The organism is Arcicella sp. LKC2W, assembly GCF_034931005.1.
Classification (GTDB): domain Bacteria; phylum Bacteroidota; class Bacteroidia; order Cytophagales; family Spirosomataceae; genus Arcicella.
In genome coordinates this window covers 60,158-77,486 of record NZ_JAYGIN010000004.1, presented here as the reverse complement: position 1 = coordinate 77,486, position 17,329 = coordinate 60,158, and the positions used below count along the sequence as shown (strand labels likewise).

The window sequence follows — 17,329 nt, the reverse complement described above, 5'->3', positions numbered from 1 at the left end:
TTAATAGCTTATTAAACCGTTTCGCCTAATTCTTCCTTAATCCAATCGTAACCTCTTTCTTCTAATTCAAGAGCTAAGTCTTTTGTACCTGATTTTACGATACGACCTTTGTATAAAACGTGAACAAAATCTGGAACAATAAAATCTAATAAACGTTGGTAATGGGTGATTACAATGGTAGCATTATCGGCAGATTTTAACTTGTTAACTCCCTCAGCTACAATACGTAAAGCATCAATGTCAAGTCCTGAATCTGTTTCATCTAAGATAGCTAATTTCGGATTAAGAACTGCCATTTGGAAGATTTCATTACGTTTTTTCTCTCCGCCCGAGAAGCCTTCGTTCAAAGCACGATTTAATAAAGATTGGTCGATATTAACAATCTTCATTTTTTCCTTAAACATTTTCAAGAACTGTACGGCATCCATAGCTTCTTCGTCACGATATTTACGGATTTCGTTGACAGCCGTTTTCAAGAAATTGGTAGTGGAAACACCTGGAATTTCTACTGGGTATTGGAATGCTAAAAACACACCTTCGGCAGCACGTTCTTCTGGAGCAAGTTCAAGTAAGTCTTTGCCATCAAATTCCACGCTTCCACCTGTTACTTCGTAAGTCTCACGACCAGCCAAAACAGATGCTAACGTACTTTTTCCCGCACCGTTTGGTCCCATGATTGCATGAACTTCGCCTGCTTTAACTTCCAAATTCAAACCTTTCAGAATTTCTTTATCTCCAATTTTAGCTTGTAAATTGCTGATTTTTAACATTTTATTCTATTATTTGTATTTTCGTGATTTCTAATGAATACAAAATTACGACCTCATCTTTTGCTATCCAAGTATTTATTTAGAACAACTCTAAACAGAAGAAAAAAGTTTCAAACACTTATTGGTACGAACTATGATTTTTTAGATTTGATGATTTTAAGATTTATTACATAAAAATCCTGAAATCATAGTTCGTACACAATAAATATTTGAACTATGACTTTTTAGATTTGATGAATTCAAGATTTTTTAGATATAAATTTATATAATTCTTGAATGCTATAAATCATCGTTTAGATAAATAAAATTTGACTTTGTGGAATAAAAATCCCTTATTGCGAAAATCTCAAAATTCATCAATAAAACTTATGGAAAATTCCATTCAAGTATCCTCAGAAGTTGGGACGCTCAAACGTCTTTTAATCCACAGCCCTGATAGTGGTTTGGGTAAAGTAGTCCCTTCTAAAGCTCAAGATTGGCTCTTTGAAGACATCATTCATTTGGACACCATGCGTAGAAAAGAATATGATTTTTACGTAAAAACATTGCTCTATTTTCTTGATTCAGAGAAGATTAAAGGTAGGTTGGCAGAAATTGATGCTGATAAAGAACGTAATTTCTTTAAACCTGATAATCCCAATTACTTCAATTCTGATAAGGTTATTGAATTGCAGAAACTCTTGGCGGAAATTCTTGAAAATGATTTGACCAAGATGAAATTGGTAGCGGCTGCCTGTGCCATCGAAAAAGAATGGTACACGACTCACGATGAACTTTTTAATTTGCCATCGGTTGAGTTAGCTAAAACGTTGATTTCGGGAACAACGCCTTCGGGAGAAATGCTTTTTCCGCCCATTCCCAACTTTATTTTTACTCGTGACATTGGTATAACTATCAATAACCATATTTTACTGAATCGTCCCAAAAAACAAGCTCGTACCCGTGAGGCATTGTTGGTTCAATATATTTTTTATAATCACTCAATTTTTGAAGATATTCGCCAAAACTTGATTGAAATTCCTGATAATGAGACACTTTTCTTGTTGCCAGAAGAGCAAGTGGAGGATGCTCAATCAACATTGGAAGGTGGCGATGTAATGATGGTGGCGAAAAACCATTTATTGATTGGGATTTCGGAAAGAACGACGATTTATGCTGCCAAGCAAGTCATTAAAATCTTGTTTGAGAAGAAAATTGTGGAGAAGGTAACGCTGGTAAAAATTCCCAATAAACGTGATTATATGCACATTGACACGGTTTTTACGCAAGTAAAACGGAATATGTGGGTGTTGTTGGGTTCGTTGGCAAAACCACAAATTAGAGACGAAGATGCAGCTTTGGTGAAAGCAGGTTTATTGAAGTCACAGAAAGCAGAAGAAGTTCACATCGTGCAGTTCCGTCGTGGACAAGAGCATGAACCCCGTGAAATTGAAAGTTTGGAAGAATTATTAACTGAAATTTCTATTTATGACCTTGATTGTCAGCCACATGATGTAACGTTTATTTATTCTGGCAATAATGAATTTCCGTATGGAGCAAGAGAGCAGTGGACGGATTCTTGTAATCTTTTGGCGGTGAAAGAAGGCGTGGTTATTGGTTACGACCGTAATGATAAAACGCTTGAAGCCTTCAAAAATGCTGGTTTTGAAACCGTAAAAATGGAGGATTTATTACAAGATTTTGAATCAGGCAGGAAAAATTCAGAGACAATTACTAACACATTCATTATGTTGCCATCAGCAGAATTATCCCGTGCCAGAGGAGGCTCGCACTGTATGTCGATGCCAATATTACGTTCGGAATTTTGATAAGTTGTGATTTGTGATTTAGTGAGTTGTGATTTAAAATAGGTCTCACAAATCACTAAATCACAAATCACTAAATCACAACTAATAAAAATATGCGTTCACAAACTACTTCCAACATACTAATGATTCGTCCAGTGAATTTTGGATTTAACCAAGAAACTGCCGAATCAAATGCTTTTCAAGATGCTGAATTTGGAAAGCAAAATCAAGATAAAGCTCAACAAATAGCGTTGAAGGAATTTGACGAAATGGTTGAGCAATTACAAAAGTCAGGCGTAAATGTCATCGTGATTGAAGACACTGCCGAGCCTCACACACCTGATTCTATTTTTCCGAATAACTGGATTTCTTTTCATGGAAATGGCTCTGTTATTATGTATCCAATGCAAGCCGAAAATCGTCGTTTAGAACGTCGAGAAGACATTATTGAGCAAATAGGCGAAACATTTTACATCAATCGTAGAATTGATTTGTCAGGTTCAGAAGCAGAAAATAAATTTTTAGAGGGAACAGGTTCAATGGTTCTCGACCGTAAATACAAAATTGCTTACGCTTGTTTGTCGCCACGTACCCATGAGGATATTTTGAAGGAATTTTCTGTTCAAATGAACTATGAAATTGTTTCATTTAATGCCATTGATGGCTCAGGTAAACAAATTTATCATACCAATGTAGTGATGTGTATTGGCGATATGTTTGCGGTAATTTGTCTGGAAGCAATCCCTGATTTGGATGAACGTTTGATGGTTAGAAACTCTTTGGAACAATCAGGGAAAAGAGTTGTCGAAATTACTTTGCAACAAATGAATCAGTTTGCTGGAAATATGTTGGAGGTAAAAAGTGTGAAAGGAGATAAAATTTTAGTTATGTCGAGTTCTGCTTATCATTCGCTTACCACTAAACAAATAGATATTTTGGATGATTACTGTACAATTCATCACTTTGATTTGTCAATGATTGAAGGAAATGGAGGTGGTTCTGCTCGATGTATGATGGCAGAGATTCATTTGCCAATCAAATAAATTCGAAAGTTTTTCAAGATTTTGAAGTGTCTATTTGTTAATGTTTTGTTAACGATGAAAAGCTATTTGAGGACTGAATTTATATTTGAGGGGATATTTGATTAAAATTGTATGTGCTACTTTTGATTGCGATTATTGCCTAATAATATTTACTGTTTAAAGGTCGTTAATGTTCCGATATTCAAAAACGTACAAATAATACATAATTATTGTTTGAAGCATATTTTTTGGCAATAAGGCATTTTTTAAGTAATTTGGCAAGGATATTGAAGAGTTAAACTCGGAAAAACCTAAAATTTTACTCTTAAATAGCGTATTTTAATATCAGAATTTTATCAAGCCACTTGGTTGAAAATGAGAGCATTCACCACAAAATTTTGAAATTGTGTTTGTTAAATTTCTATCAATAAGGCATTTCAATGTTTTGTTTTAATCACTAAAAATTGTTTTTTCACATCAGACCCATGAAAAAAAGTTTTTTCACATCATTAGCGTTATTGCTAATAAGCATCACTTCTTTTGCACAAAAGTCATTCCAAGAATTGATGGAATATGGTGTACAACAAAGTAATATTGGTAATCATGCTTCGGCTCAGACAGCATTCTCGCAAGCAATTGCTTTGAAACCTGAAGATGCCAATGCTTATTACAACAGAGCGGTTACAAAGGCAAACCTCAAAGATAATCGTGGAGCAATTAATGACTTTGATAAGGCTCTTGAATTGAATCCAAGATATGCAGATGCTTTTGCAGGACGAGGACAAAGTAAAGCTCGTCAAGACGACCATAAAGGTGCTTTGCAAGATTACAACAGTTGTATTGCTCTTAATCCGATTGATGCAAATACTTATTTTATTCGTGGATTGAGTAAGTCAAAATTAGAGAATTTTAAAGGTGCATTGTCAGATTTTAATAAGTCGCTTGACCTTACACCCGACAATGCTCAAGGATATACAGCCAGAGGTGTTGTAAAACAAAAATTAGAAGACTACAAAGGAAGTTTAGAAGATTTTACAAAGGCGATTGAAATTAGCCCAAAACGTTCTACTTCGTATTCTGGAAGAGCATATAGTAAAATGAAAATGGGAGATTTTAAAGGAGCAATTGTTGACTATGGCAAAGCTTTGGAAATCACACCTGAAGATGCAGAATCATTGTATTTTAGAGGATATTGCAAAAGTCAAATGGAAGATTTTCAAGGGGCTTTAATTGACTTCGACCGTGCTTTAGGACAAGACCCAGAAAATGCTACGGCATATTATGGAAGAGGTTTTGCAAAAAGTAAATTAGGAAATACAAAATCTGCCATTGAGGATTTTAATAAAGCCGTTTCGATTGGTAATATTGAAAATAATAAAGTTGTTTTCTCTGGAAGTATCACTAAACAAGTATTAGATGATTTAAGAAATGGTGTTCAAGAGCGTTTGAAAATGGCAGAAATGTCGCCAGAACGTTCAGAGGTTTATTATAATCGTGGACTTTCAAAGGCTCGCACTGGTGAGACAAAAGCAGCTATTGAAGACTACAATAAAGCAATTGCGTTGAATCCAACATACTCAGAAGCTTATTTTACAAGAGGAATGTTGAAGTCACAAATAAATGACCAACGTGGAGCAATTCAAGATTGTACAAATGCTATTAAATTGAACTCAAAATACGCTGAAGCATATTACGTAAGAGGAATTATTCGTCATGCTTTGGGTGATACTGACGGTTGTAATGACCTTAGTAAATCAGGAGAATTAGGATATACACCAGCTTATTCGGTGATTAGAGATTATTGTAATTAATAGCAGTTAACAGTTTTGCAGTTAGCAGTTATCAAAAAGCCTCACAGAATAATTCTGTGAGGCTTTTTGATGGATAATGGTTTTACTGTTAACTGATTACTGCTAACTGTTTTCTGTCATTACTCAAATCTCAAGTGCTTCACTGATTCGCCCGAACTTGCTAATTCTTCCAAAGCATCAATGCCGATTTGTAAGTGTTTATGCACGAAGTTTGTTGTTACTTTTTTGTCGCTTTCTTCGGTTTTTACACCGTCGGGAGTCATTGGGTTATCAGAAACTAATAATAATGCTCCGTGTGGTATTTTATTGGCAAAACCTACTGTGAAAATTGTAGCGGTTTCCATGTCAATCCCCATCGCACGAATATCCTGCAAATACTGTTTGAATTCTTCGTCATGTTCCCAAACACGGCGGTTGGTGGTATAAACCAAACCCGTCCAGTAATCCATTTCATGTTTTTTTATCATAGAAGACACCGAACGTTGCAAACGGAAAGAAGGCAAAGCAGGAACTTCTTTAGGCATATATTCGTCAGATGTACCTTCGCCACGTACCGCTGCGATTGGTAAAATTAAATCTCCTAAGCCCAAATTCTTTTTCAATCCACCGCATTTTCCTAAGAATAAAACGGCTTTAGGTTCAATTGCCGATAATAAATCCATGACCGTTGCCGCCATCGGTGACCCCATTCCGAAGTTAATAATGGTAATATTATTAGCAGTTGCCGTTTGCATTGGGCGGTCAGAACCTTTTATTTCTACGTCAAATTGGTCAGCGAACATTTTAACATAATTGGCAAAATTGGTCAATAAAATATACTGTCCAAAATCCTCTAATGGCATTCCTGTGTAACGTGGAAGCCAATTGTCCACAATTTCTTGTTTAGTTTTCATAAAATTATTTGTCGATTAATCGAAGGTTAAAATAGAGTTTGTAACTTGGATTAGATTCTAAAAAATATCCCCATGCCCAACGATTTAACATTACTCAACCTTCCTTCATTTGAACACAAATTAAAAAAAATCAATGACAAATTATGTATTTGGGATATTATCAGAAAAAAATATATTGTTCTCACCCCTGAAGAATGGGTGCGTCAGCATTTTATTCATTTCTTAATCAATCAACATCAATACCCCAAAAGTTTGATAAAATTAGAAAGTAGTTTAAACTATAATCAATTGCTTAAACGTACTGATATTCAGGTTTTTGACCGAACTGGGAATCTATTTATGATTATTGAGTGTAAAGCTCCTTATATCGAACTTTCGCAAGGTGTTTTTACACAAGCTGCTCAATATAATCAGGTTTTGAAAGCCCAATATTTAACCATTGCCAACGGAATGTTTTTTCATTGTTGCAAAACTGATTGGGAACAATTACGATTGGATTTCTTAGAAGATTTGCCTGTATTTAGTTAATAATTGAATTGGTTGGTTATTTGTACCCAATAAAAGTCTTTCAAAAGCCAAATTCAAACAGACTTGCTTTTGAAAAAACTGCAAGTTTTTTAATATTTATGTTTTCTATCTTACCTATATTGTCTATTTACATTACCATTGAGGTAGGATAAGAAAAATAGTGATTCAAAAGTTCCGTTTGAGTAAATCATTTTGAATCACTAAAAAAACTGCGATGGGTACAATTTAACGAACCAATTCAAATAATCGCTAAAATTTCACGAACTGATAATGAACGGAATTTATGATTATTATTCATTATCTCATTAACTTTAACCCAATAAACACAGAAAATTACCTTCGTCATGTCCAAAAAACTCCCTTTATTTCTATTAGTATTTTTCGTAATTACGTCGCTTTCGGCACAAAAAAAGACCGTTGCGACTGCTCCTCAAACAACTTATCCAACCAAGCCTAAATTGGTCGTAGGTATTGTTGTTGACCAAATGCGTTATGATTTTCTTTATCGTTATTATGATAAATATTCAGCAGGAGGTTTCAAACGTATGATGACCGAAGGTTTTAATTGCCGTAATCATCATTACGACTACGCTCCAACGGTAACCGCTGCGGGTCATGCTGCTATTTTTACAGGTTCAGTTCCTGCCATTGATGGAATTATTGGTAACGAGTGGTTTAATCAGAAATCAGGTAAAACGGTATATTGTGTAGAAGATTCTACGGTAAAAACTGTCGGTTCTGATAGTAAAGCAGGATTAATGTCGCCCAAAAATTTATTGGTTTCAACCATTACCGACCAATTAAAAATCGCTAATAATTATCAGTCAAAAACCATTGGTATTGCCTTGAAAGATAGAGGTGCAATTTTACCTGCTGGACACACGGGAAATGCTGCTTATTGGTTTGATTCTAAAAATGGCTCTTGGATTACCTCTACGTTTTATATGAACGATTTACCACAATGGGCAAAAGATTTTAATGCTCAAAAAATGCCACAAAAATATATGGTAGAAGGTTGGAAGACACTTTACCCGATTGAACAATACACCGAAAGTACGGCTGATAATCAAGTTTATGAAGGAAAATTATCGGGTGAAAAAACGCCTACTTTTCCACATGAATTGGCGGCACAAGCGGGCGTAAACTTATTGGAAGTTATCAGAACAACCCCTTTTGGAAATACTTTAACAAAGGACTTTGCCTTGGCAGCTATTAAAAATGAAAATTTAGGGAAAAGCCCTAAAACAGACTTTTTAACGGTAAGTTTTTCTTCAACTGATTATGTTGGACACGCTTTTGGACCTAATTCCATTGAAGCAGAAGATACTTATTTACGTTTAGATAAAGACATTGCGGAGATTTTGACAAACCTTGATAACACACTCGGAAAAGATAATTATTTAGTGTTTTTGAGTGCCGACCATGGTGTTGCAGATGTGCCAGGTTTTTCACAAAGTCAACATTTACCTGCGGGTGTTTTTGATAGAGGAAGTGCTTTGTCGGAAGTGAAAACTGCATTAAAAACTGCTTTTGGCGAAGGAGACTTTATCCGAGCGGAAGACAATTATCAGATTTATTTGAACAATGCCCTTTTGCAAGAAAAGAAACTTTCTTATGCCCAAGTTCATGCCGTAGTTCGTGAGGTATTATTGAAGCGTGAAGATATTGCTGATGTGATTGATTTACACAATTTAGCGAACTCAACTTTACCAGATTATCAGTTGAAAATTGTAAAAAATGGAATCAATCCACGTCGTAGTGGAGATATTATGATATTGTTGAACCCAAATTGGTTTATGGGCGGAAAAACAGGCACAACGCACGGAACACTTTACCGTTATGATACCCACGTGCCACTTTTATTTTACGGTTGGAAAGTTAGAAACGCAGAGACAACTGAGAGAACTAACATTTCAGATATTTCTCCAACCGTTGCCGATTTCTTGAATATTTTAGAACCCAATGGAAGTATTGGTAATGTGATTCAAGGAGCGAAAAAATAAATTTCTAACGATGAGTGATAAGTTATGAACGATAAGTTATTAGCGACTTAAACTCATCACTTATCATTCATAACTCATCACTACTTTGCTATGCTTTTTAGAAGAATAACCGAACAAGATGCCGATGATGTATGGAATATCATTCACACCGTTATAAAATCGGGCGATACTTGGGTATATGCCCCAGATTCGTCACGGGAGAAAATGTTAGATATTTGGTATGAAACCTCAAAATACGCCTACGTTTGTGAAATTGAAGGAAAAGTGGTTGGCACATTTTTTTTGAAAGCTAATCAGCCAGACTTAGGTTCGCACATTGCGAATGCGGGTTATATGGTCAATCCCGATTTTCGAGGAAGAGGCATTGCAGAAGCCATGTGCCGTTTTTCGATGGAAGAAGCCAGCCAGCTTGGTTTCAAGGCGATGCAATTTAATATCGTGATGGCAACCAATACAGGAGCGATTCGTCTTTGGCAAAAATGTGGTTTCGAGATTATTGGGATTTTGCCAAAAGTTTTTCAACATCAAACGCTTGGTTTAACCGATGCTTTGGTGATGTATCAGTGGTTGGGGTAACACAGACTTTAGTCTGTATTTTATTTACGTAACACAGACTTTAGTCTGTCTTTACTTACAGACTAAAGTCTGTGCTACTTAATTTGAAATTATATGTTAGAACATAATCAAAATTCAAACGTCGATTGTGATGTAGTGCTTATTGGGGCAGGAATTATGAGTGCCACTTTGGGCGTATTTTTAAAAGAATTACAACCCGATTTGAAAATTCAAATTTTTGAACGTTTAGACAAAGTAGCAGGTGAAAGTTCAGATGCTTGGAACAATGCAGGAACAGGACATTCTGCTCTTTGTGAGTTGAATTACACTCCCGAAAATGAAGATGGTAGCATTGATATTCATAAAGCCATCAAAATCATAGAATCTTTTGAGGTTTCAAAACAGTTTTGGGCGTATTTAGTAAAAGACGGTTATTTCTGTTCGCCAAAATCATTCATCAATGCCATTCCACATTGTAGTTTTGTGGAGGGTGAAGAAGATGTAACATACCTCAAAAAGCGTTTTGAAGCACTCCAAAATTGTCATTTATTTGAAGGAATGAAATTCTCAGAAGATACAAAAATACTGAAAGAATGGATGCCTTTGATGATGGATAGCCGTGAAGAAACGCAGAAAGTTGCCGCTACGCACATTGAAATTGGAACGGATGTAAACTTCGGAGAGTTAACTCGTAGCCTTTTCAATCACTTAAAGGAAAGTCATGGCGTGGAGGTATTTTTGAGTCATGAAGTGAAATCTTTAAGCCAAGATGAAGACGATAAAACGTGGACTTTGGAAATTAAAGATGAAATTAACGATGAGAAAAAATCCGTTAAAACCAAATTTGTATTTATCGGAGCGGGTGGAGGTTCATTAGATTTATTAGACGAATCGGACATTAAAGAGGGCGAAGGTTTTGGCGGTTTCCCTGTGAGTGGACAATGGTTAGTTTGTAAAAATGAGGATTTAATCAATCAACACCACGCCAAAGTTTACGGAAAAGCCAAAGTGGGTTCGCCGCCAATGTCAGTTCCGCATTTAGATTCTCGAATTATTGAGGGCAAACAAGAATTACTTTTTGGACCATTTGCAGGTTTTTCTACCAAATTTTTGAAAGAAGGTTCATATCTTGATTTACCACTGTCCATTACGGCAGATAATATTCTTCCGATGATTAGTGCAGGCTTGCATAATCTTGGTTTGACCAAATATTTAATTCAGCAAGTCACGCAAAGTTTTGAAGATAAAATTGATGCCCTTCGGGAATTTGTACCCAATACACAAGCCGAAGATTGGGAATTATCCATTGCAGGTCAGCGAGTACAAGTCATCAAAAAAGACGAAGAGGAGGGAGGCGTTTTAGAATTCGGAACAGAAATCGTTGCTTCTGCCGATGGAACAATTGCGGCTTTGTTAGGAGCATCTCCAGGAGCGTCAACTTCTGTTTCAATCATGATAGAATTAATGAAAAAGTGTTTTGCAGAACAAATGCAATCGGAAGTATGGCTCTCGAAATTGCAAGAAATGATACCATCTTTCGGAAAACATTTAGCGGACGATAAAGAACTGGCGACGAAAGTTAGAAAATGGTCGCACGGAATATTAGAATTGGCTTAGGTGATACATGAATATAAAATGTAAGCGATTTAAAGTCAGTTGATTAGCTAAAAAAAATCTGAATTTGAGGGTAATTCATACCATAAAATTCAGATTTTTTCGTTAAACTTGTTAAAAAATAGATTTTAATATAAATCCTTAATGTTTGTTTTGATAAGATGCCTGCCTAATCATCAGGAGCGTTATCTTACGTAACCCACGCTAAACTATGCAAACTCTTCTTACGAGTATTCTCCTACAAACCAACGTAATTAATGCCGATACAGTGGCAACTGCTACGACCACTCTTACAAAAACCGATGAAGAAATGAATATCCTAAACCTCTTAGAAAAAGGTGGTTGGGTAATGATTCCGATTTTTATCTTGTTTGCCATTGCTCTTTTCTTGTTTGTTGAACGTTACTTATACATCCGTAAAACGGCAAGAATGGATAATACTTTTTTGTTTTCTATCCGTGAAATGCTTGTGGGCGGAAATGTACAAGGTGCGGTGAATTACTGTAAAAATTCTCAGTATCCAATTGCACGTATGTTGGAAAGAGGTTTGAACCGTTTAGGCTCGCCAATTCGTGATATTGAAAATGCTATCGAAAATACGGCAAGAGTAGAAATTTATAACATGGAAAAAAATCTTGGAATTCTTTCTGCCATCGCTAAAATCGCTCCAATGTTTGGTTTCTTGGGTACAGTTTCAGGTATGATTCGTACATTCCATAATATTTCAGTTGCTAATAAAATCGACATCAGCACCATTGCCAGTGGTATTTATGAGAAAATGGTGACATCAGCAACAGGTTTGATGGTAGGTATTATTGCGTATTTCTTTTATACCATCCTGACTACGATGATTGACCGTGCGGTGAACAAAATGGAAATCACAGCTATTGACTTCTTGGATATTTTACATAAACCTGCAACGAAGTAGAGTTTAGGAGTTAGTGTTTAGGAGTTAGTGGTTAGAAATGGCAATAAAATTGTTCAATCTAAACTTTATACTCTAAACTTTATACTCTAAACTCTATCCTAACAATATGAATATTAGAAAAAGACATAGAGAACAGTCGGAAGTTGAAACGGGAGCATTAGCAGATATTCTTTTCTTCCTAATGATGTTTTTCTTGATGATTTCAACATTAGCAAGTCCCGATGCCATCAAATTGCTTTTGCCAGAATCTTCGACGGCTCAACAAACGGCAACGAAAGAAAATATCAGAGTAACCGTTGATGAAAATAATCAATATTTTGTAGATGATAATCTTGTCCCTTTTGAAGAATTAGAGGTTTATCTGGGAGAAGAAGCCAAAAGAAAAGGTTCAGAAACCGTTATTTTGAGAATTGCTCAAGACCGTACTGTTCAAGATTTAGCCAAAGTATATGATATTGTGGCTCGTCTAAACTTAGTGATGGTCATGGCGACAGACAAAATGTAAGGATGAATTATCTTATAATAGCTTTAAAATCAATAGCCGTTTACGCCTTCATCGTAGCGGCTATTCGTGTTTTTGGAAAGAAAGAATTGTCGCAATTGTCGGTGATAGATTTAACATTTATCTTGCTGATTTCCAATTCTGTACAAAATGCAATGGTCGGTTCAGATACGACATTGTTGGGCGGTTTTGCTGCGGCAACGGGTTTATTTGCGACCAATTTTATCTTGAAAAAATTTATGTACAATCATCAAGCAGTGAGCAAATTTATTCAAGGAGAACCATTAATGTTGATTTATGAAGGAAAAGTGAGGCATCAAGCATTGGAAGCCACAGAGTTTTCAGTGGAAGAATTAGAAGCCGCCGTTCGTGAACATGGGGTGTCGAGTATTGAAAATGTTAATTTAGCTATTTTGGAGGTTGATGGAAACATCAGTGTCATAGCCAATGATTACACTCACAAAACCACAAAAAAGAGAAAGACCAAGAAAATATTAAGATAAAGGTGAATAGATATTGGGTTTTAGGAGTTCGTGATGTAATAAATAGCAGAAAAGACAAATAATGACAATAAAAATAAGTAGATAAAAGGGACTTACATATTTCCCTAACCCCTAACCCCTAACCCCTAACCCCTAACCCCTAACCCCTAACATGAGTGACTTACAAATACTTTTTGAACATATATTTTACAATGATGATTTCATCAAGATTTTAGCTTCAACCGCTGTTGGTGCATTAGTTGGACTTGAGAGAGAATATCGGAGTAAATCGGCTGGCTTACGGACATTCACTTTGATTTCAGTAGGTTGCACCATTTTTACAATTCTCTCGGAAAAAATGGGAATTACTACTTCCCCCGACCGTATTGCTGCCAATGTTGTTACAGGTATCGGTTTTTTAGGTGCTGGGGTTATCTTCAAAATGGACGACCGTGTAAAAGGACTCACCACCGCTACCATTATTTGGGTGACAGCCTCTTTAGGCATGGCAATTGGCGATGGTCATATTTTATTGTCATTTTTAGGGACAATCGTTGTGTATATTGTTTTGGGTCTTTTTGTGAAATTGGAAGTGATTATGGAAAAATACGGGCGTACTCGTAATTACAAAATCATCTGTGATTATTCGCCTGATGCTTATAAGAAATTAGAAAGTATTTTTGAGCAATGTAACCTAACGGCTAAGCGTGAAAAACAAATTGTCACGAAAGAAACTTTAACCAGTAATTGGTCGGTTCGTGGTCGTAGTTCAAAACACGACAAATTAGTGAAAAAGTTAATGGCGGATAAAGATATTCGAGAATTGGAATATTAGGTCATTAATCTAAAGTTTATCAGTAAAACTGCCCTAAAATATTCAAATCCAGTTCTCTAAGACTCCTTAATTTCCTTCTTGATACTTCCACTTCCTTTCCATTTTTCATCACAAATGATGAATTTATTGAATCAAAATGGCTGATGTATTGTGTATTAACCAAAGTTTTGCGGTGAATACGGACAAAGCCATGTTTTTCTAATTTTTCCGATAGAGACTTCAAGGTTTGGCATAACAAAATCTTGCGACCATTCTTGAAATACAAATAGGTATAATTGACCTTCGCTTCCATTAAAATAACATCATCAGGAATGACTTTTCCGACGGTTTTACCATTGATGACAAGCTGAATATGCTGGGTTGGGTTCATGTTTTAGAGATAATTTGGGATAGTAATTAACTACCCAAAATTGGCGATAAGCCCTAAAACAAAAAATCCCCAATATTGGGAGGAGGGGGGATTATTTTATTTGTTTACAATATACTTTCTCCTTTTTTATCAATCCAATACCATAACCCATTGCTAAAAAGCAAAGTGCTTCAATTATCATTCTAAAAATACTTATTTTGTAAAATAATATAGTATTATCTTTAAAAAGGGCTTTTGTGATAAAATAAATAAAAATAGATAGTGAATTAGAGATGAATAATCCTGATGAAAAATAGAAAACAGGGCTTTTAAAAATATTTCGTTTGAATACTTCTTTACTTTCTTTCGAAAAATATAAGCCTGATAAGAAAATATTCCAAAACGAAACAATTAACGAACCGTAAGTTTGTGCGTCTTTATAACCTTCAAAAAAAAAGGTATTTAGTAATTCTATACAAGCTAAAAAAACACCGAAGAAGAAGATTTTATTTATTTTTAGAATCTTAGAGAAATACACCGATATAAATATCAATTCATTAATATAGAAAAAAGGGGAGGTGAAAAATGTGTTACTTATCTCCAATTTTTCGAGTACCAATAAAATAAATTCGGTTCGTTGGTTTGCTAAATAAATGATAATATTTTCGAGAAAGGCAATTGAAAAGGCTATTAGTGCATACCAAAAAAGAGGTTTATAGTTAGAGTTTCGTAAATAAATAGATGGTTGTTTGATTAAAAATATTAAAAGGAGTATTCCTCTTGAAAATAAGAGAAATACTCCAACATTAATTACTAAATATCCATATTCTCTTTCTGTCATTTTTTAAGTTGGGATTTTGACTTTAGTACCATCTCCACCAGCTCCATCATCTCTACATATATCCTTTGATATTTCAATAACGATTGAATCATTTTCACAAGGATAAACTACCAAAGAATTAATTAATTGTGTATCACAAATTGCGATTATGACTTCTTTAGAAATAGCAAACTCTCCTACTTCCAAAGGAATATCTTGATTAAACGGTTTAAAGTCACAATTCTTTCCATTACTTTTTAATTTTATCAATAAACCATCTGAATTTTCTACTTTAGAAAGGCACCTTCTCCTTGAAATACAGCAAAAAAAGACTTTCTCTCTATTGTGTTCATCTCTTATTCTTTGATGAGCTACATAACCTTCAATATCTTGCTGTTTTTGTTTCACTATCAAAGGCCAAGCAGGAGACAGATATGTAAATGTAGGCTCAATATAAGTCAAATAATGACTCATCTCTAATAATTTAGACATATTCTTACTATTTAGTTGAAAAAAAGTTTTTAAGTTCAAAGTCTTGATAAGCACTTGTTACTAAAAAATTCTCGTAATTATAAATTGGAGAAAAATATGTGATTTCATTTAGTGTAACCTGTAAGAATACATAATCTTTCTTGTTTGAATTGACGGTGACTATTTCATAATTAGGTTCTTTATGATTCAGCATCATTAATTTGCCATCGACCTTTATATATAAAATATTCTGTATTCCAAGTGGCTCTTGTATTCCAAGAAAAGTAAGTTGATTTTCTTTTTCTTCGAAAAAAATAAATTCAAGTTTTACTTGTCCATCCACCTGAGCAGGCAAGTAATATGTTGAACCATAGGTATTTGTCTTTGAAAGGATTTCATCAAAAGAGCAATACCTTGTTCTGTAATTCGCCTTTTCACCATATAGCTGTAACTGATTTGGATTGACTTTGAAATAATTTTCTAATAAAGAATGTTTTTGAAACGTCACGAATTCTGCAAATTCCTTTACCATCAATTCATCTTTTAGACCTGTCGTAATATAACTCTGTAAAGGTTTTTCAAGAAAATCTTCAGAAATGAAACCTTTGCTTTGAGTAGGCAAAAAGTTCGTCACAAAATCTATTTTTACTTTTTTCTCATTCGCAATCTGGAAATTATTATGTCTATTAATCAATTCATTATAAACCCATGCTACTTTACAAGTCGTTTCTGAATTACGAGGGTCAAGGGTTAATATCCAAAATTTATTATCTATATTTTTATAACCTTGTACGACAAATGTATGTAGGGTTGAAATGCTAAAAAGTGGATAAAAAATTCCGTTAAAAATGATTGGTGAATTCGCAGATATACATTTCTCAATAAACTCTTTGGGAGGGAATAAACTTGATTGATATTGAGTACAGCCTATTTTATCTAATATTTCCTCTGAAAATAATTTTTCAAAGTATTTTTTATTAGAAGGCATTGTACTACGAATGTATCTATGCGATGCATCCTCATTAGTCAAATATTGATTGATTAAATCTCTTAATTTTATTTGACTTATTAAGATTTTCTGCTGTTTTGCAACCATATCAATACTTGAAGCCCAACATAATTCAGATTCAACCATTTTGATAGTAGAGTCTAAAACAGGACGTATAAGATGTAATTGTTCATCCATAATTTTATATTAACCGCATCTCCAAAGCCTTAACAACAGCTTCAGGTGCAGAATTAACGTGGAGTTTTTCGTAAATATTTTTAATGTGTGAATGTACTGTGCTGAATTTGATGTCGCAGGCATCGGCTATCATTTTGTAGCTCATGCCCTTTACCATACAGCCTAACACTTCTTTTTCCCGCTGAGTCAATTCTATAAATGTGGGTTGTATCCGAACGAATTGACTCTGAAACATGGCTAATACTTTGGCAGCAATATTGGGCGAAAGATGAGACCCTCCTGCTTGTACTTCCTCTATTGCTTGCACGTATATCTCTGGATTGGGGTTTTTGACTACGTACCCGTTTGCCCCAGCACAAATTGCCTTGAAAATATGGTCTTCGTCTTCATAAACTGTCTGAATTAAAACTTTTATGTTTGGATAGACTTTTTTTATATCAATCATGGCTTCAATGCCTGTGATGTGGGGCATTTGAATATCCATCAATACTACGTCGGGGTGATGGGTTTTCATTGCCCAAAGGGCATTTCGAGCATCTGAAAATGACCCTGCCAACCAAACACTATCAGAACTCGCCAGATACATCGAAAGGCTTTCCCGTAGGTTTTTATTATCTTCAAATAGCACAACCCGAATCATAGTTTTATCGTTAATTAGAGAATTGATTTTGGATAATAGCGTATAGACTTTCGTTTTTATCATCACCATTGTTTTGCCTTCTTTTAAAATTCTTGCTACAAAACTATGGTGAATAATCTACCCAAAAAATCCC

General features: G+C 34.9%; 18 protein-coding genes. 11 read left to right on the top strand and 7 right to left on the bottom strand.

The features are described from left to right. Positions 1 to 11 precede the first annotated feature (11 nt). Positions 12 to 770 carry a Fe-S cluster assembly ATPase SufC gene (sufC, locus tag VB796_RS03835; protein WP_323345187.1) on the bottom strand — a complete coding sequence of 253 codons (759 nt, stop codon included), beginning with the start codon at positions 768 to 770 and terminating at the stop codon, positions 12 to 14. 368 nt (positions 771 to 1,138) lie between these two features. Between sufC and VB796_RS03830 the strand changes: the two genes are divergently transcribed. The 3 genes from VB796_RS03830 to VB796_RS03820 all read left to right on the top strand — a co-directional run bounded on the left by VB796_RS03830 (position 1,139) and on the right by VB796_RS03820 (position 5,390). Further along, positions 1,139 to 2,578 carry an arginine deiminase family protein gene (locus VB796_RS03830; RefSeq protein ID WP_323345186.1) on the top strand — a complete coding sequence of 480 codons (1,440 nt, stop codon included), beginning with the start codon at positions 1,139 to 1,141 and terminating at the stop codon, positions 2,576 to 2,578. A 92-nt stretch (positions 2,579 to 2,670) separates the two neighbouring features. Continuing rightward, entirely contained in the window at positions 2,671 to 3,600 is a 930-nt protein-coding gene (gene ctlX, locus VB796_RS03825) for a citrulline utilization hydrolase CtlX (RefSeq protein ID WP_323345185.1), read from the top strand. A gap of 464 nt (positions 3,601 to 4,064) precedes the next feature. Then, positions 4,065 to 5,390 carry a tetratricopeptide repeat protein gene (locus VB796_RS03820; protein WP_323345184.1) on the top strand — a complete coding sequence of 442 codons (1,326 nt, stop codon included), beginning with the start codon at positions 4,065 to 4,067 and terminating at the stop codon, positions 5,388 to 5,390. A gap of 119 nt (positions 5,391 to 5,509) precedes the next feature. On the opposite strand, the gene VB796_RS03815 is transcribed toward VB796_RS03820, so the two are convergent. Then, positions 5,510 to 6,283 (bottom strand): AMP nucleosidase, encoded by a 774-nt coding sequence (locus VB796_RS03815; protein WP_323345183.1) that lies wholly within the window; start codon positions 6,281 to 6,283, stop codon positions 5,510 to 5,512. A 72-nt stretch (positions 6,284 to 6,355) separates the two neighbouring features. Between VB796_RS03815 and VB796_RS03810 the strand changes: the two genes are divergently transcribed. The 8 genes from VB796_RS03810 to VB796_RS03775 all read left to right on the top strand — a co-directional run bounded on the left by VB796_RS03810 (position 6,356) and on the right by VB796_RS03775 (position 13,730). After that, positions 6,356 to 6,811, top strand: coding sequence for a type I restriction enzyme HsdR N-terminal domain-containing protein (locus VB796_RS03810; RefSeq protein ID WP_323345182.1), 456 nt, complete (start codon positions 6,356 to 6,358; stop codon positions 6,809 to 6,811). A 344-nt stretch (positions 6,812 to 7,155) separates the two neighbouring features. After that, positions 7,156 to 8,814, top strand: coding sequence for an alkaline phosphatase PafA (gene pafA / locus VB796_RS03805; RefSeq protein WP_323345181.1), 1,659 nt, complete (start codon positions 7,156 to 7,158; stop codon positions 8,812 to 8,814). 90 nt (positions 8,815 to 8,904) lie between these two features. Next, entirely contained in the window at positions 8,905 to 9,390 is a 486-nt protein-coding gene (locus VB796_RS03800) for an N-acetyltransferase (protein WP_323345180.1), read from the top strand. 93 nt (positions 9,391 to 9,483) lie between these two features. Beyond that, the gene (gene mqo, locus VB796_RS03795; protein WP_323345179.1) at positions 9,484 to 10,986 is read left to right on the top strand and encodes a malate dehydrogenase (quinone); all 1,503 of its coding nucleotides are present in this window, start codon (positions 9,484 to 9,486) and stop codon (positions 10,984 to 10,986) included. A 208-nt stretch (positions 10,987 to 11,194) separates the two neighbouring features. Further along, the gene (locus VB796_RS03790; protein ID WP_109744071.1) at positions 11,195 to 11,911 is read left to right on the top strand and encodes a MotA/TolQ/ExbB proton channel family protein; all 717 of its coding nucleotides are present in this window, start codon (positions 11,195 to 11,197) and stop codon (positions 11,909 to 11,911) included. 106 nt (positions 11,912 to 12,017) lie between these two features. Continuing rightward, the gene (locus VB796_RS03785; RefSeq protein ID WP_109744070.1) at positions 12,018 to 12,416 is read left to right on the top strand and encodes an ExbD/TolR family protein; all 399 of its coding nucleotides are present in this window, start codon (positions 12,018 to 12,020) and stop codon (positions 12,414 to 12,416) included. A gap of 2 nt (positions 12,417 to 12,418) precedes the next feature. Next, positions 12,419 to 12,916 (top strand): DUF421 domain-containing protein, encoded by a 498-nt coding sequence (locus tag VB796_RS03780; RefSeq protein WP_323345178.1) that lies wholly within the window; start codon positions 12,419 to 12,421, stop codon positions 12,914 to 12,916. 151 nt (positions 12,917 to 13,067) lie between these two features. Then, a complete protein-coding gene (locus VB796_RS03775) occupies positions 13,068 to 13,730 on the top strand; it encodes an MgtC/SapB family protein (RefSeq protein WP_323345177.1) in 663 nt (220 codons plus the stop codon). 19 nt (positions 13,731 to 13,749) lie between these two features. Here the strand turns inward: VB796_RS03775 and VB796_RS03770 are convergent, their stop codons facing one another. From VB796_RS03770 to VB796_RS03750, 5 genes are all read right to left on the bottom strand, one after another. Continuing rightward, positions 13,750 to 14,100 carry a LytTR family DNA-binding domain-containing protein gene (locus VB796_RS03770; protein WP_323345176.1) on the bottom strand — a complete coding sequence of 117 codons (351 nt, stop codon included), beginning with the start codon at positions 14,098 to 14,100 and terminating at the stop codon, positions 13,750 to 13,752. Positions 14,101 to 14,191: 91 nt separating this feature from the next. Beyond that, positions 14,192 to 14,920, bottom strand: coding sequence for a hypothetical protein (locus VB796_RS03765; RefSeq protein ID WP_323345175.1), 729 nt, complete (start codon positions 14,918 to 14,920; stop codon positions 14,192 to 14,194). A gap of 3 nt (positions 14,921 to 14,923) precedes the next feature. Beyond that, complete coding sequence (locus VB796_RS03760) at positions 14,924 to 15,391, bottom strand: hypothetical protein (RefSeq protein WP_323345174.1); 468 nt, start codon at positions 15,389 to 15,391, stop codon at positions 14,924 to 14,926. Positions 15,392 to 15,398: 7 nt separating this feature from the next. Further along, positions 15,399 to 16,556 carry a hypothetical protein gene (locus VB796_RS03755; protein WP_323345173.1) on the bottom strand — a complete coding sequence of 386 codons (1,158 nt, stop codon included), beginning with the start codon at positions 16,554 to 16,556 and terminating at the stop codon, positions 15,399 to 15,401. Positions 16,557 to 16,560: 4 nt separating this feature from the next. After that, entirely contained in the window at positions 16,561 to 17,259 is a 699-nt protein-coding gene (locus VB796_RS03750) for a response regulator transcription factor (RefSeq protein WP_323345172.1), read from the bottom strand. Positions 17,260 to 17,329: the final 70 nt, after the last annotated feature.

Bases quoted from the DNA above. Each gene is read 5' to 3' on its own strand.
- VB796_RS03790 (WP_109744071.1), top strand. From the start codon at position 11,195: ATGCAAACTCTTCTTACGAGTATTCTCCTACAAACCAACGTAATTAAT.
- VB796_RS03820 (WP_323345184.1), top strand. From the start codon at position 4,065: ATGAAAAAAAGTTTTTTCACATCATTAGCGTTATTGCTAATAAGCATC.
- VB796_RS03810 (WP_323345182.1), top strand. From the start codon at position 6,356: ATGCCCAACGATTTAACATTACTCAACCTTCCTTCATTTGAACACAAA.
- pafA (WP_323345181.1), top strand. From the start codon at position 7,156: ATGTCCAAAAAACTCCCTTTATTTCTATTAGTATTTTTCGTAATTACG.
- VB796_RS03815 (WP_323345183.1), bottom strand. From the start codon at position 6,283: ATGAAAACTAAACAAGAAATTGTGGACAATTGGCTTCCACGTTACACA.
- VB796_RS03765 (WP_323345175.1), bottom strand. From the start codon at position 14,920: ATGACAGAAAGAGAATATGGATATTTAGTAATTAATGTTGGAGTATTT.
- VB796_RS03830 (WP_323345186.1), top strand. From the start codon at position 1,139: ATGGAAAATTCCATTCAAGTATCCTCAGAAGTTGGGACGCTCAAACGT.
- VB796_RS03760 (WP_323345174.1), bottom strand. From the start codon at position 15,391: ATGTCTAAATTATTAGAGATGAGTCATTATTTGACTTATATTGAGCCT.
- VB796_RS03750 (WP_323345172.1), bottom strand. From the start codon at position 17,259: ATGATAAAAACGAAAGTCTATACGCTATTATCCAAAATCAATTCTCTA.
- sufC (WP_323345187.1), bottom strand. From the start codon at position 770: ATGTTAAAAATCAGCAATTTACAAGCTAAAATTGGAGATAAAGAAATT.
- VB796_RS03800 (WP_323345180.1), top strand. From the start codon at position 8,905: ATGCTTTTTAGAAGAATAACCGAACAAGATGCCGATGATGTATGGAAT.
- ctlX (WP_323345185.1), top strand. From the start codon at position 2,671: ATGCGTTCACAAACTACTTCCAACATACTAATGATTCGTCCAGTGAAT.
- VB796_RS03775 (WP_323345177.1), top strand. From the start codon at position 13,068: ATGAGTGACTTACAAATACTTTTTGAACATATATTTTACAATGATGAT.
- VB796_RS03780 (WP_323345178.1), top strand. From the start codon at position 12,419: ATGAATTATCTTATAATAGCTTTAAAATCAATAGCCGTTTACGCCTTC.
- VB796_RS03785 (WP_109744070.1), top strand. From the start codon at position 12,018: ATGAATATTAGAAAAAGACATAGAGAACAGTCGGAAGTTGAAACGGGA.
- VB796_RS03770 (WP_323345176.1), bottom strand. From the start codon at position 14,100: ATGAACCCAACCCAGCATATTCAGCTTGTCATCAATGGTAAAACCGTC.
- VB796_RS03755 (WP_323345173.1), bottom strand. From the start codon at position 16,556: ATGGATGAACAATTACATCTTATACGTCCTGTTTTAGACTCTACTATC.
- mqo (WP_323345179.1), top strand. From the start codon at position 9,484: ATGTTAGAACATAATCAAAATTCAAACGTCGATTGTGATGTAGTGCTT.